Below are 13,371 nucleotides of genomic sequence, written 5' to 3' on the forward strand. Positions count from 1 at the left end.
TTTTTAAGATGGGAAATTTGAATTTAGCAAATGATTTAAAATTAATTAAAATTTAATTAAGGCCCATTTGCTTGTGTTCATTGGAGACGTTTTATTAAGACTTTCGACTAAGTCTGATATTTGAATACTTGGACCACCTGAAAAAATGGATACAATCTCATCAGATTTGGCATCGAAAAAAACACGGGTTAAAAAAGCATTTGATCGTATAGCCTGTACTTTGTTGAGATTGAGTAATGAAGCTTTTATTTTTTCTTTTGCTCCTTTCAAATCCTGATGCATAATATCCAGTCCTGCATGGTAGTCGAAAGAAGTGTTTCTTACTTCATTAAAAGTTGGGGATAGCATATCATTTATTAGAAAATATCTGTTCTGAGGGCCGTCCATTTGATTCCATCCTTTATATCCGCCTTGTTGAGCAACATTGGCGATATTCTGGGCCACATTAAAATAGGGATTCCCTCCTAACGGTAAAAAAGTATCAGCGTCCATTCCTAGTATCATATAGCAATAATAAGACATAACAGAGACCAAATTTGACTCAAATACAGAGGGATTGAAAAGCAGAGATTCGAATTCTGTATAATTAAAATTAAAATCTTTATCGTTATAATTAAAAACTGGTGAAGCGTAAGTGGAATTAAAAACAAGTCTTGAAGATTGCACTTGAATTGTTGCAACAAATTCATCTGAATTATTTGATGAAATAGTGATATACATCGAACAATTTATTTTTTCATTTTGTTTCACCGATTGTCTGGTCCAATCCGTTTTATTTACAAATTCATTTAACGAAGTTTCCAGGGTTTTAAAGACTTGTTGATTTGCATTAGAAAGCCTCTCGGCATTTACCGTAACAGTACAATTTAATTGTTGTGCTTGCGAAAAACTGCAAACGAACAGTACGAAAAAAGCAACTATTTTATTCATAAAAAAAAGCTATTACTTTATTAAGTATATCATCTGCTACTGCTTCTTTAGACTTTAAATCCATAGGTTCGATATTAAAAAACTTATCTATAAAAGTCACTTTATTGGTAGGTTTGCCAAAACCGGCACCTATATCCTGCAGCGAATTTAAAACAATCAAATCTAAGTTTTTTTTCTGGATTTTCAGCTTTGCATTTTCGATTTCATTTTCAGTTTCTAAGGCAAATCCAATCAAAAACTGTTTTTTCTTAATAGCCCCTAAAGAGGCAAGTATATCTTTTGTTTTTTCAAGTTCTATTGTAAACTCTTCCGCTGCTTTTTTTATTTTTTGGGAAGCCATTATCTTTGGTCGGTAATCAGCAACAGCAGCTGCAGCAATCGCCACATCAACATCTGCATAATACTCATGACATGCTTTGTACATTTCTTCTGCTGAAACGACAGGAATCACCTCTATAAGAGAACTTTGAACCGTGCAATTTGTTGGTCCTGAAACTAAAATAACTGAAGCCCCTAAATTTGCAGCACTTACAGCAATATCATATCCCATTTTTCCCGAAGAATGATTACCTATGAAACGCACAGGATCTATTGCTTCGTATGTGGGACCGGCAGTAATTAGTATTTTTTTTCCTTTTAGAGGTAGTCTACTCTCTAAATCAGCCTCAAGAAAGGAAATAATGCTTTCTGGTTCAGCCATTCTTCCTTCGCCAGACAAACCGCTTGCCAACTCGCCGCTCTCAGCAGGAATAATGGTATTACCAAACTGCTGTAATGCTTCAAAACTGGCTATTGTTGATGGATGTTTATACATGTCCAGATCCATCGCTGGTGCGAAATAAACGGGACATTTTGCTGATAAATAAGTAGCAATCAAAAGATTATCGCAATTACCATTGACCATTTTAGACAATGTATTAGCAGTTGCAGGAGCAATAATCATTAAATCAGCCCAAAGAGCTAATTCGACATGGTTATTCCACTTTTCATTTTCTTCATCATTATTGTAGAAAGTGGAATGTACAGGATTTTTTGATAAGGTAGATAACGTAAGTGGCGTTACAAAATCCTTAGAAGCAGGTGTCATGACCACTTGGACATGTGCACCTGCTTTTATGAAAAGACGCACCAATGACGCTGTTTTATAGGCAGCAATTCCACCAGAAATTCCTAGCAAAATTTTCTTGCCGTTTAAAACTGACATGGTGACTATTATTTATTTGAATCTCTGTGGTAAATTTTACCGTCTAGCCATTCTTGAACTGCTAAAGCATGTGGCTTAGGCAATTTTTCATAAAATTTTGAAACCTCAATTTGCTCTTTGTTCTCAAAAACTTCTTCAAGACTGTCATTATATGTAGCAAATTCTTCCAATTTTTCAGTCAATTCTTTTTTGATTTCAGAATTGATTTGATTTGCTCTTTTAGCCATAATGGTTATCGCTTCATACACATTACCGGTTGGTTCTTCAATAACAGTTTTATTGTATGTTATTGTATTTACCGGAGCATTCGTCTTTTTTAAATCCATGACTTTATTTATTTAGTAAATTTTTGTAAATCGTTTTCAATTCGGGCTAACATTTCGTCCGCTTTTCCTCTGTACTGAGTGTCAGTTTTGAATTTTATTAAACTAGTATACGCTCCTTTTGCAACGTTTAATCTTTCTTCCATTTTTGCAGGAATACTATTGATTGCCAATTGATATGCTGAATCTAGTTTGTAATACAATGCATCTTCTTTAAAAGGTGTTCCTGGGTAATCAGCAAGAAAATTATCAAAAGCAACTAGAGAAGCTTTATAATCCGAAATGGTATTATACTGCTTTGCATTTTCGAATACCTTTTTCTCTATTTTCTCATTTAACACTTTCATTGTAGCATTGGCCTCTGCCAAATACTCTGAATTTGGGTAATTATCTATGAACGTCTGCAATTTATCAATTGCTTTTGTCGTATCTGTTTGATCCAAGCTATAAACAGGTGATAACTTTGAATAACTTTTTGCTCCCAAATAAGCTGCTTCCTGTATTTTTTCACTTTTTGGATAACCTGAAACAAAACTTTCAAATTGATAACCCGCTAAATAATACTGTTCTGTCTTATAATACGATTGTGCAAACATGTAAAACAACTTTTCAGCCTGCGGTTTACCTCTGTAAGAAGGGGCAATTTGTTCAAACAGACGAATGGCTTTTGCATACTTTCCAGCATCATATAATTGAGTGGCCATTTCGAATTTTACTGCAACATCTTCGGTTTTTAGTGCTTTTTGATATTCGTTACAAGAACAAAAAAAGACAACAACAAGCAATAGAGATACTATTTTTTTCATTTTTTTACTTTTATTATGATTTTCCGGAAAAGTTTAACCTATAAAAAATCATACCGAAGTTTCGGTGGCAAATTTAGTTATTAATTTAGCTACTACAAAATATTTTTTTGCTTAAAAAAAAGCAATGATTTCGACCTTTATTTGATGATACTCTTAACAAATTGATCGATTCGATTTGCTAATGATTCGTCTACGGTCACTAGTGGTAAACGTACGAAATTTTCTGCTATTCCCAATGAGAGAAAGACTTGTTTGATTCCGGCCGGGTTTCCTTGTTCGAAAATCATGTCTATACAATCGGCCAAAAGATATTGGGTTTTGAAAGCTTCATCCACTTTTCTGTTCAAACCTAATCGGATCATTTCTGAAAATTCTTTTGGAAAACCTTGGCCAATTACAGATATAACGCCAGATCCACCTGCTAAAATCATTGGTAAAGCAATCATATCATCACCGGAAATTACAAGGAAATCTTTTGGTTTGTTTTTTAATAACTGCATGGCCTGTGCTAAATCTCCGGCAGCTTCTTTAATTGCAACAACATTTTTGAAGTCATTAGCCAATCTTAGAACAGTTGCCGGTAACATATTACTTGCAGTTCTGCCTGGTACATTATATAAAATAACAGGAATTGGAGACGCTTCTGCAACAGCTTTAAAATGTTGGTAAATCCCTTCTTGAGTAGGTTTGTTGTAATATGGTGAAACGGAAAGAATGGCTACAAATGGAGATAAATCTCTTGTTTTTAGTTCTTCAACCACTTTTAAGGTGTTATTACCCCCTACTCCAAGTACTAATGGCAATCTTCCATTATTAGCTTCGATTACAGTCTGGATTACTAGTTCTTTCTCATCCTGAGACAAAGTTGCATTTTCGGCTGTTGTTCCCAATACCACAAGATATTCAATTCCATTATCGATTGAAAAATTTACAATTCTTTTTAATGCTTCGGTATCAATTGAAAAATCCTCTTTAAATGGAGTTACAAGGGCAACACCAGTTCCTATTAATGATTGCATATTAGATTATATTTTGTTTAATATTTTTAAATATCTGAATAATTCGTGTACAAAAACTTTATAGTTTTCTGCATTGGTATTTATCATCAAATGATTCAATCTTTTGTCTATTGACGAAAACCCTACCTTAAATCGCGCTTTTGAATTATGAGTTATTAGAAGTAAAATTGCTTTCTCCACATCGTAATAACTAATTAATAAATCCAATTTTTCATTGATAAAATCATTTATTACGGTTTCTGAAATAGTTCCATTCCAACTGAGGTGCTTTGCTCCAAAAGTAGGTTGTGTGTAGACCTCATTTTTCTTGAACTTATCCCTGTAAACAATAATTTTAATGTTTTTCTCTAAAATTCCATTGGCGATTAGCTCTTTCACCAGGGCTTCCTTTTCAGAAAAATAACTTTCATCTATAAGCAAGCCAACTGTTTGAATAACATCTGAAATTGCATTAGTTTTTACATTAAGCAACTTGTTTTTTAATGTTTTTTTTACAATAAAATCCTTTATATAGTTTAAAAACATATTACTTTTACTCGTTTACAAAATTAATTAATTAAGTCGCATTAAAAATGGTAAATCTAAAAAAGTATAACGATGTTTTAAAACTTTTTGTTATATTCTTAACACTTTTTTTTGTTGTTTCTTGTAGCAAGCAAAATTATTATGTTACTAAAATAGAAGGAAAGCGAATTCCTATTACTGAAAAAGAAAATCAAGTTCTTCAAACGAGCCAAGAAGGTGAACAGCTGAAGCAAATAGAAAACTTTATTAAACCATACCGTGAACACATCAACAAAGACCTGGATAGTGTTCTGGCCTATTGCCCAGAAACATTGGATAAAAGTTCAGGGAAATGGCAGACAACCATTGGGAATTTGATGGCAGATGTAACTATGCAGCGCGGAAACATGGTTTTTAATGCCCGAGAGAAAAAGAATATTGATATTTGTTTACTTAATAACGGTGGTATTCGTGCTATTCTTCCAAAAGGGAACGTGACTACCAGAACTGCCTATGAAATTATGCCTTTTGAAAACAGCCTTGTTGTAATTGCTTTGAAGGGAGAACAAATTTTTGAAATAGCCGATTATTTCATAGCAGAAAAAAAACCACATCCATTAGCCGGAATGTCTTTTACAATCGGTCAAAATAATCTTGCCAAAAATATATTGATACAGGGAAAACCTGTCGAAAAAGATAAGATTTATTATGTTGGGACTAATGACTATTTAGCGAATGGGGGTGATAATATGAATTTCTTTAAAAAAGGAATTCAAAAGTTTGATTTGGATTACAAATTAAGAAATATTCTGATTGATTACTTTAAGGAAGTAGATACTATTGCAGTCATCAATGATACCCGAATTACTGTTGAATAAATAGAAGCGTATTAATCCCCAATTCCCAAGCCCCGATAGTAGCGGCATCCCACGCTTTTTTGCGTGGATATAGCGGATAGCGGGAAATAGCTCCAAAAAACACAAAAATGAAAAGAAGAGATTTTATAGAAAAAACGGCTGCCGGTACAGCTTTAATGAGTTTAGGATTATCGTTGAGTAGTTTTGAATCAATCGATAGTAAGCATTTGACCATTCTGCATACTAATGATGTACATAGTTATATTGATCCATTTCCTGCAGACCATCCCCGAAATCCAAATATGGGAGGTGTTGTCCGAAGAGCTGCTTTGATTGAAACCATAAGAAAAGAAAATCCAAATGTATTGCTGCTTGATGCCGGTGATATCTTTCAGGGAACTCCTTATTTCAATTATTATGGAGGTGAATTGGAATTTAAATTAATGAGCATGATGCAGTATGATGCCTCGACTATTGGGAATCATGATTTTGATAATGGCATAGAAGGCTTGCGTGCGCAAATGCCGCATGCTACTTTCGAATTTATTTCGGCTAATTATGACTTTAAAAACACCGTGATGGATGGTTTTGTAAAGCCTTACAAAATTTTCAATAAAAATGGGATAAAAGTGGGCGTTTTTGGCCTTGGAATCGAACTTGATGGTTTGGTAGATAAAAGAATGTATAAAGAAACTGTTTATAATAATCCGATTGAAACAGCACAGGATATGGTTCGCATTTTGAAGAAAGAACAAAAATGTGATCTAGTGATTTGTCTGTCGCATCTGGGATATAAATACAAGGACGATGCTACAAAACTTTGTGATTTAAAATTGGCCGAGCTAACCCAAGATATTGATTTAATCATTGGTGGACATACCCATACTTTTCTGGACAAACCGACAGTTGTGAAAAATCTTGCAGGCAATGATGTATTAGTCAATCAAGTTGGTTGTTATGGAATTAATCTGGGCAGAATTGATTTTCACTTTGATAATAACAAACAAAATAGTGCTCAAGGAAAGTCAATTATTGTTTAACTTTTTTAGAAATTTATCTTGTTCAATAAAATAGGTTACCAAAAAATAATAGGATAAAACTTGTGTACTGCTTCCTAATATCCTAAATGTTGATAATGTAAAGTAGAAATTATCCAGCATATAGAAAATATCCGAGATTATAAAGCAAGTTGACATCAAAATTAAATTCAAAAAACTGTAGGATGGTTTTGATATGAAGCAAGCAAAAGACAAAAAACTCAGGAAAGCTAATACAGAAGAGTAAATTACAATAAATGAAAAATCAATTTCCATTCGTTCAAATTGTAAATTTAAAATAGTGCAAAACAAGATAAGAATCAAAAGTACTGCAATCAGAATTGGAGAAAAGTCTTTTTTGTATAATTTAATTTTCTTAAAATCGCTGATGACATACTTCAAAATAAATATATAAACCAGCAAAAAACTTACAATAGGTATCATTTCGGTATAGGTGTTATCTATTAGAAAATAGACTTCACCACAGAAACTAAAAATAAAAATTAATATTTTTAGGAGATCAATTTTGTAATTATTGGTAATCAAATAATAGATAAAAATAGAAGGTACCAAAACTCCTTTTGAATAAATGGCAGATGTATAATCTCCCATCGCATTAAAGGATACTGCAGCAACACAACTAAAAAAATAAAGGAGTAAGGACGGTGTTTCAGGCTTCATTCAACATTTTTAAAAAGTCCTCTTCAGAAATGATAGGGACATTCAATTTATTTGCTTTTTCAAGTTTAGCGGGCCCCATGTTATCTCCTGCAATTACATAGTCAGTTTTTGCAGAAATAGAACTCCCTACTTTTCCTCCATTATCTTCAATTGCTTTTTTCAAATCATCTCTTGAAAACATTGAAAATACACCTGAAACCACAAAGGTTTTTCCGGAAAGTTTGTCTGTGGCATCCGGATTAATATTTTCAATAATTTCGAATTGAACTCCATGCTTTTTTAATCGTTCAATTGTATTTCGATTTTCAGGATTTTCAAAAAAGTCGATTACACTTTGAGCTATACGTTCACCGATCTCGTCTACCAAAATCAAATCCATTAAGGACGCCTGACTTAATGCATCTATGTTTTTATAATGCTTGGCTAATTTTTTGGCTACAGTTTCACCCACATAACGAATTCCAAGAGCAAACAAAACACGTTCAAAAGGAATCGTTTTTGAGTTTTCAACGCCTTTGACTAAATTTTCAGCTGATTTTTGGGCCATTCGCTCTAAAGGAAGAATTTGTTCAACTGTCAATTCATACAAATCGGCATAATTATGAACTAATCCATTATTATAAAGTAAGGCTACCGTTTCTCCGCCAAGGCCTTCAATATCCATTGCTTTTCTTGAAATATAATGCTGAATCCTACCAATAATCTGTGGCGGACAACCGTAAAAATTTGGGCAGTAATGATTTGCTTCCCCTTCTGTTCGTACCAAAAGAGTGCTGCATTCAGGACAATGTGTAATATATTTTGTTGGTTCAGTATTTTCAGGACGTTTACTCAAATCAACAGCTATAATTTTAGGGATAATCTCCCCTCCTTTTTCTACAAAAACTGTATCATTGACACGAATATCCAGTTTTTCGATTTGATCTGCATTATGCAAAGAGGCTCGTTTCACAATCGTTCCTGCCAATTGCACCGGTTCTAAATTAGCTACAGGTGTAATTGCCCCTGTACGTCCTACCTGATAGGAAATAGAATTTAATTTTGTTGAAACCTGTTCTGATTTAAACTTAAAAGCAATTGCCCAACGTGGAGACTTGGCTGTAAATCCTAATTCTTCCTGGTGTTGAAAAGAATTTACTTTTACAACGACACCATCAGTCTCATAAGGCAGATTATGTCTATGAATGTCCCAATAATCTATGAATTGGAAAACTTCTTCTAAACTATTGGCCAATTTTGCTTCTTTGGGAGCTTTAAATCCCCAATTTCTGGCTGTTTCCAATCCTTCAAACTGAGAATTAAAAGGCAATTTATTTCCGATAATAAAGTATAATAGACAATCCAAAGGTCTTTTAGCAACTTCGGCACTGTCTTGTAATTTCAAACTTCCAGAAGCTGTATTTCTTGGGTTAGAATAAGGAGTTTCTCCAATTTCTATTAATTCCTGATTCATTTTTTCGAAACCGGCAAAAGGCAAAATGATTTCACCACGGATATCAAATTTATCAGGAAAATTTCCTTTTAATTTTAGCGGAATAGATTTGATGGTTTTTATGTTATTGGTCACATCATCCCCTTGAAATCCGTCACCACGCGTAACAGCACGTTTTAAAGCCCCATTTTCATAGGTAATACTTATGGATGCCCCATCATATTTTAACTCGCAGGTATATTGCAAAGGAACATCTCCTAAGACTTTTTGAATTCTTTTTTCCCAATCAACCAATTCTTCTTTAGAATAGGAATTATCCAAAGAATACATCCGGTATTCGTGAGTAACAGTTTGAAAGTTTTTTGTGATGGTACCTCCCACCCTTTGGGAAGGAGAATTTTCATCAAAAAACTCGGGATGCTTATTTTCTAAATCTTGGAGTTGTTTTAATTTCAAATCAAATTCAAAATCGGAAATTGTGGGTTTATCCAACACATAATAATTATAATTATGCTGATTTAATTCTTCCCGTAGTTTTTGAATTGTACTTTGAATATCCATAGAAAATGTAAATTGGCAATTTTAGATTTTTGAAATAGGGCACGAAAATAACGTATTCCGTATTAATAAGTAATATAATTACGACTTAATAATTGAATTTATTTGTTGGTATAGTTGTCCGTCACTCAAAAAAGCACCTTGCTGAATTAATTGAAAAATAGATAAATTTCGTTCTTCCGTAAATTCTTTTTTCCCAATTTTCATTTCAATAGTATCAGTAAACATATTATCACTAAGCCATTGCAAACCTTCGCGGGTCAGAAAATCAGTTTCGGGAACTAGTGATTTTAAAACGATGGATTGAACATAAGTGTCAAAGCATTGAAAAAGAAAAATATGATTTTTTGAAAAATGTTCTAAATACTCTGCTTTTGAAAGAACACCTTCCCAAATCAAATCCGAAAAAACATCTAATTCCTGTTCAGCAACTTCTGGGGTTGCTGTTTTAATAGTATCCCATTCTGCTTTGTCAATTGCTTGAGTAGCCAGAAAAGTACTGAATTCCTGATTCAATTCCTCAAATTGTTCTTTAGTTAATCTTGTATATTTCATATATGCTGAATTTATTTCAGTTTCTTAATCTTAAAAGAATCTGAACCAAGTTCAGATTAAAAAAAAAGCCCTCTCAAACGAGAGGGCAAATTTAATATATTTTTTATTTTATTTTTTAGAAAATATATCTAATACCAAATTGTGCTTGCCATCTTGAAGCTAAACTGGCATCATAAGAAAAAGTTTTCGTTTGGGTACCGTTAAATGTATAGGTAGGAACATTGGTAGCTGGATCAACAGTTACACCAATTGGCTGTACACTTATAGGATTTTGAACCAATCCCCAGTCAGAATTTAACAGATTACTAAAATTCAAGACATCAATACTGAATTGAATTGTATTCTTTTTCTCAGAAGCAGATGAAACTCTGAAGTTATAATCTTGTAATATTTTTAAATCCCATTTTCCTCTCCATGGAGATAAGGCGCCGTAACGTTGTGCATATTGGCCTCTTCTGTCATTTAAATAATCATCTTGAGAAATAAAACTATCGTAAGCACTTCTTTGTGCAGCAATTTCCGTTGCACTACCAGTAAAAGTCATAGTCCCAATTTGTGCAGTAGTCGGAATAAAAATTAAATCATTGGCACCTGAACCATCAAAATTGATATCTCCTCCATAAGTATAGCTAAAACGACCTCCTTGAGCATATTCAAATACGGTAGAAACGGTTGTAGCCCATTTATCATTACCATATTTCCATTTTTTAGAACCTACACCAATGAAACGATTATTATCGCCATATTTTGAATTGGAAAGTACAGCATCATTTACATTTCCTAAAGCTGGATTAAATGCAAATGCATCACCCGTAATTTCAGCTTCAATAGAGTTTACGTCTTTAGATTTCAAGTAATTATAGGCAACACTGGCATACAATCCGTTATCAAAAGTTTTTTGCACTTTAACAGAACCATTGAAAGCACTGCCTTTGTCAGAATTTGTCATAACGTAAGCATTATTAGCTCCTTTATCTGCAGCAGTATAGATCATTCTATTATCAGCACCTGCCAAAGTTCCTGTTGGAGTTTTTAATCCCCAGTTTTGAACGTGAACTCCATTGATATCTTTGTTATAAGACATGTCGACAGTTACAATGTAATCACTATTAAACCTATGATCGTAACCTAAACTTGTTCTCCAAACTTGTGGCCATTTGTAATCCGGATCCATAATTTGGAAAAAAGAGTCATCCGCACCACTTACCTGATTTCCTAACCAAACGAAAGGAATTCTACCTGTAAAGATTCCGGATCCACCACGAAGTTGAGAAGTACTAGCACCATTAACATCCCAGTTAAAACCAATTCTTGGAGACCAAAGTAATTTATCAGTCGGTAATTCAGTAGAAATTAATTTTACAGCTTCTCCAGTTTCCGGATCAAAGTAATCAATAGTAGTATCTCTTACTGAACCGCTGGCAGCATTAACATCTATATATTTTTGAATTAAATCAGCAGTATTGAAGTATAATGGTTTATCTGCTCTTAAACCTAAAGATAATTTAAAATCATCATTGATATTCCAATCATCTTGAGCATAAAAAGCAACTTGTCCTACATTCAATTCAGATAATTTCCAACCATTGATTTCTCCTGGTTCAAAAGAATTTTTTGAATTAAATGTGTCTTGTGCATATTGTAAATTTTGCGCAACAATACTAGTTGCAAATGGTTGTGCAGCATCAGCTAAGAAAGCATCTACATTTGAGTAAGGAGTATAAAACAAACCTGCGTATCCGTTAGGGTTACCAAAGTTTTCATATCCTGTTAGGTTAAATGAATTTTTAAATTGAAATTTTTCAAAAGAACCTCCGAAAGTAAATGAATGATTCCCTACAGTATAACTCAAGTTATCAGTAATTTGAAAAACTTTTTGATCTAATGTATTGTGGATTGAAAATGGTTCATGTCCTGCAATAATATAGTTAGCACCTGCTCCATCCTGAATATTAATAACTGGTGCAGGAGAAGAAAATGGATTTCTAAAATCATCAAAATGAGTATACCCAGTTTGTAATTTATTAGAAACAGTTTCACTGAATTTTGAATTCAATTCAACCAAAAAAGAACTTAATTTATTGTTGATTTCGTAACCAGATTTTTCAAACTGAAGAATAGAGGCATTTGGTCCTCTAAATCCTAATGCAGTTGGGTGCGCAGGTTTATCTTTGGAAGCATCCAAGAAATTATAAATGACTGCCAATTTATGATCGTCATTAATGTTCCAATCTAATTTAATAATTCCTTTATTAGAATCTGAATCATGAGTGAATCCCTGATAAGCACCTGTATCATAACCTAAAGCAGCTAAAGCATTAGAAACATTAATTAAATCAGCTTCTAAAACTCTTGATTCGTTTACCCCTGTAACACCGTCTCCATTGTTTGCGACAAAGTTTGATCCTAAATCACTTCTGGTATCAATTTCATAGTTGGCGAAGAAGAATAATTTATCCTTAATGATCGGACCTCCAATACTAAAACCAGCTTGAGTTTGCTCTAATGAAGGAACAAATATTTTTTCCCCATGTACTTTGTCACCAGTCATATTTTCATTTCTGTAATAACCATAAGCTGTACCGTGAAATTCATTTGTACCTGACTTGGTAACTGCATTTACTGAAGCACCAGTAAAACCGGATAAGGTAACATCATAAGGAGCTGTAGCTACCTGAATTTGGTCGATTGCATCTAATGAAATAGGTTGTGAGCCAGTTTGCCCACCTGGAGTCGCAGCATCCAATCCGAAAGGATTGTTAAAAACGGCACCATTCAAAGAGTAGTTATTATACTGATCGTTTCTACCTCCAAAAGATCCACCACTAGCGGTTGGCTCCAAACGTGTAAAATCTTCCGCAGATCTAGAAATAGAAGGTAATGCAGACAATTCTTTTCTACCAATAGTAGTTTCTGCTCCTGTCTTGCTGTCTTGAAAAACTTTACTTTTAGAAGAAACTTTTACTTCTTGCAATTGTTGATTTTCATCTGCCATAAGAACATCAAGGTTAAAAGCTTTACCTAAATCAAGGTAAACATCATTGATTTCTTGTGTTTGCAACCCTACGAAGGTTACTACAATTTTGTACGGACCACCAATTTTCATATTCAACAGATTGAATCGTCCATCTGCGTTTGATAAGGCAGAATACTTTGATCCTGTTGGTGTATGGGTTGCCTGAATTGTTGCTCCTGGAAGCAACTCATTATTGGACATTTTTACAGTTCCTTTAATACTGGAAGTTGTAGTCTGTCCCATCATGGAATGAAGGCTGCATACAATAAATAATAAAGTAATGATTTTTTTCATTTGTTTGAGTGTGAGTTATTTTGGGTCAAAATTAGCCAAAAAAAAACCACCCTCAGAAGTGATTAAAATATTTTATTAACAAAATGTTAACGCAATGTTATTTTTATATAGTACTTTTGTAAGATATTTTTTATATAAATTCTTTAAATGAAAAA

The 13,371-nt window shown here is 33.4% G+C and carries 12 protein-coding genes; 2 read left to right on the forward strand and 10 right to left on the reverse strand.

Annotated features, from left to right (window positions below):
- Nucleotides 1-45: 45 nt before the first annotated feature.
- From porD to ABEB23_RS11210, 6 genes are all read right to left on the reverse strand, one after another.
- Nucleotides 46-930, reverse strand: a complete 885-nt coding sequence (gene porD / locus ABEB23_RS11185; protein WP_348812683.1) for a type IX secretion system protein PorD — start codon at nt 928-930, stop codon at nt 46-48.
- Nucleotides 923-2,134, reverse strand: a complete 1,212-nt coding sequence (coaBC, locus tag ABEB23_RS11190) for a bifunctional phosphopantothenoylcysteine decarboxylase/phosphopantothenate--cysteine ligase CoaBC (RefSeq protein ID WP_348812684.1) — start codon at nt 2,132-2,134, stop codon at nt 923-925. The genes porD and coaBC overlap by 8 nt, the downstream gene beginning before the upstream one ends.
- 8 nt (nt 2,135-2,142) lie before the next feature.
- Nucleotides 2,143-2,460, reverse strand: coding sequence for a DNA-directed RNA polymerase subunit omega (locus ABEB23_RS11195; protein ID WP_026709525.1), 318 nt, complete (start codon nt 2,458-2,460; stop codon nt 2,143-2,145).
- Nucleotides 2,461-2,468: 8 nt separating this feature from the next.
- Nucleotides 2,469-3,263, reverse strand: coding sequence for an outer membrane protein assembly factor BamD (locus tag ABEB23_RS11200; protein ID WP_348812685.1), 795 nt, complete (start codon nt 3,261-3,263; stop codon nt 2,469-2,471).
- A gap of 137 nt (nt 3,264-3,400) precedes the next feature.
- Nucleotides 3,401-4,282, reverse strand: a complete 882-nt coding sequence (gene dapA, locus ABEB23_RS11205) for a 4-hydroxy-tetrahydrodipicolinate synthase (RefSeq protein ID WP_348812686.1) — start codon at nt 4,280-4,282, stop codon at nt 3,401-3,403.
- A 6-nt stretch (nt 4,283-4,288) separates the two neighbouring features.
- Entirely contained in the window at nt 4,289-4,807 is a 519-nt protein-coding gene (locus ABEB23_RS11210; protein ID WP_438861676.1) for a DUF6913 domain-containing protein, read from the reverse strand.
- Nucleotides 4,808-4,854: 47 nt separating this feature from the next.
- Between ABEB23_RS11210 and ABEB23_RS11215 the strand changes: the two genes are divergently transcribed.
- On the forward strand, nt 4,855-5,664 hold the full coding sequence (locus tag ABEB23_RS11215) for a 5'-nucleotidase C-terminal domain-containing protein (RefSeq protein ID WP_348812688.1): 810 nt from the start codon (nt 4,855-4,857) through the stop codon (nt 5,662-5,664).
- A 107-nt stretch (nt 5,665-5,771) separates the two neighbouring features.
- The gene (locus ABEB23_RS11220) at nt 5,772-6,683 is read left to right on the forward strand and encodes a bifunctional metallophosphatase/5'-nucleotidase (RefSeq protein ID WP_348812689.1); all 912 of its coding nucleotides are present in this window, start codon (nt 5,772-5,774) and stop codon (nt 6,681-6,683) included.
- On the opposite strand, the gene ABEB23_RS11225 is transcribed toward ABEB23_RS11220, so the two are convergent.
- The 4 genes from ABEB23_RS11225 to ABEB23_RS11240 form a co-directional block, all read right to left on the reverse strand.
- Nucleotides 6,669-7,361 (reverse strand): lysoplasmalogenase, encoded by a 693-nt coding sequence (locus tag ABEB23_RS11225; protein ID WP_348812690.1) that lies wholly within the window; start codon nt 7,359-7,361, stop codon nt 6,669-6,671. The genes ABEB23_RS11220 and ABEB23_RS11225 overlap by 15 nt on opposite strands.
- Complete coding sequence (ligA, locus tag ABEB23_RS11230; RefSeq protein ID WP_348812691.1) at nt 7,351-9,354, reverse strand: NAD-dependent DNA ligase LigA; 2,004 nt, start codon at nt 9,352-9,354, stop codon at nt 7,351-7,353. The genes ABEB23_RS11225 and ligA overlap by 11 nt, the downstream gene beginning before the upstream one ends.
- A 78-nt stretch (nt 9,355-9,432) precedes the next feature.
- Complete coding sequence (locus ABEB23_RS11235; protein WP_348812692.1) at nt 9,433-9,906, reverse strand: DUF6495 family protein; 474 nt, start codon at nt 9,904-9,906, stop codon at nt 9,433-9,435.
- A 115-nt stretch (nt 9,907-10,021) separates the two neighbouring features.
- The gene (locus tag ABEB23_RS11240) at nt 10,022-13,216 is read right to left on the reverse strand and encodes a TonB-dependent receptor (protein ID WP_348812693.1); all 3,195 of its coding nucleotides are present in this window, start codon (nt 13,214-13,216) and stop codon (nt 10,022-10,024) included.
- Between the last annotated feature and the right edge of the window lie 155 nt (nt 13,217-13,371).

The sequence above is a fragment of the Flavobacterium maritimum genome (assembly GCF_040049085.1).
GTDB classification, from domain to species: domain Bacteria; phylum Bacteroidota; class Bacteroidia; order Flavobacteriales; family Flavobacteriaceae; genus Flavobacterium; species Flavobacterium maritimum.

What these genes read in the sequence shown, in the direction of transcription:
- porD (WP_348812683.1), bottom strand. Translation starts at nt 930, where the DNA reads ATGAATAAAATAGTTGCTTTTTTCGTACTGTTCGTTTGCAGTTTTTCG.
- coaBC (WP_348812684.1), bottom strand. Translation starts at nt 2,134, where the DNA reads ATGTCAGTTTTAAACGGCAAGAAAATTTTGCTAGGAATTTCTGGTGGA.
- ABEB23_RS11195 (WP_026709525.1), bottom strand. Translation starts at nt 2,460, where the DNA reads ATGGATTTAAAAAAGACGAATGCTCCGGTAAATACAATAACATACAAT.
- ABEB23_RS11200 (WP_348812685.1), bottom strand. Translation starts at nt 3,263, where the DNA reads ATGAAAAAAATAGTATCTCTATTGCTTGTTGTTGTCTTTTTTTGTTCT.
- dapA (WP_348812686.1), bottom strand. Translation starts at nt 4,282, where the DNA reads ATGCAATCATTAATAGGAACTGGTGTTGCCCTTGTAACTCCATTTAAA.
- ABEB23_RS11210 (WP_438861676.1), bottom strand. Translation starts at nt 4,807, where the DNA reads ATGTTTTTAAACTATATAAAGGATTTTATTGTAAAAAAAACATTAAAA.
- ABEB23_RS11215 (WP_348812688.1), top strand. Translation starts at nt 4,855, where the DNA reads ATGGTAAATCTAAAAAAGTATAACGATGTTTTAAAACTTTTTGTTATA.
- ABEB23_RS11220 (WP_348812689.1), top strand. Translation starts at nt 5,772, where the DNA reads ATGAAAAGAAGAGATTTTATAGAAAAAACGGCTGCCGGTACAGCTTTA.
- ABEB23_RS11225 (WP_348812690.1), bottom strand. Translation starts at nt 7,361, where the DNA reads ATGAAGCCTGAAACACCGTCCTTACTCCTTTATTTTTTTAGTTGTGTT.
- ligA (WP_348812691.1), bottom strand. Translation starts at nt 9,354, where the DNA reads ATGGATATTCAAAGTACAATTCAAAAACTACGGGAAGAATTAAATCAG.
- ABEB23_RS11235 (WP_348812692.1), bottom strand. Translation starts at nt 9,906, where the DNA reads ATGAAATATACAAGATTAACTAAAGAACAATTTGAGGAATTGAATCAG.
- ABEB23_RS11240 (WP_348812693.1), bottom strand. Translation starts at nt 13,216, where the DNA reads ATGAAAAAAATCATTACTTTATTATTTATTGTATGCAGCCTTCATTCC.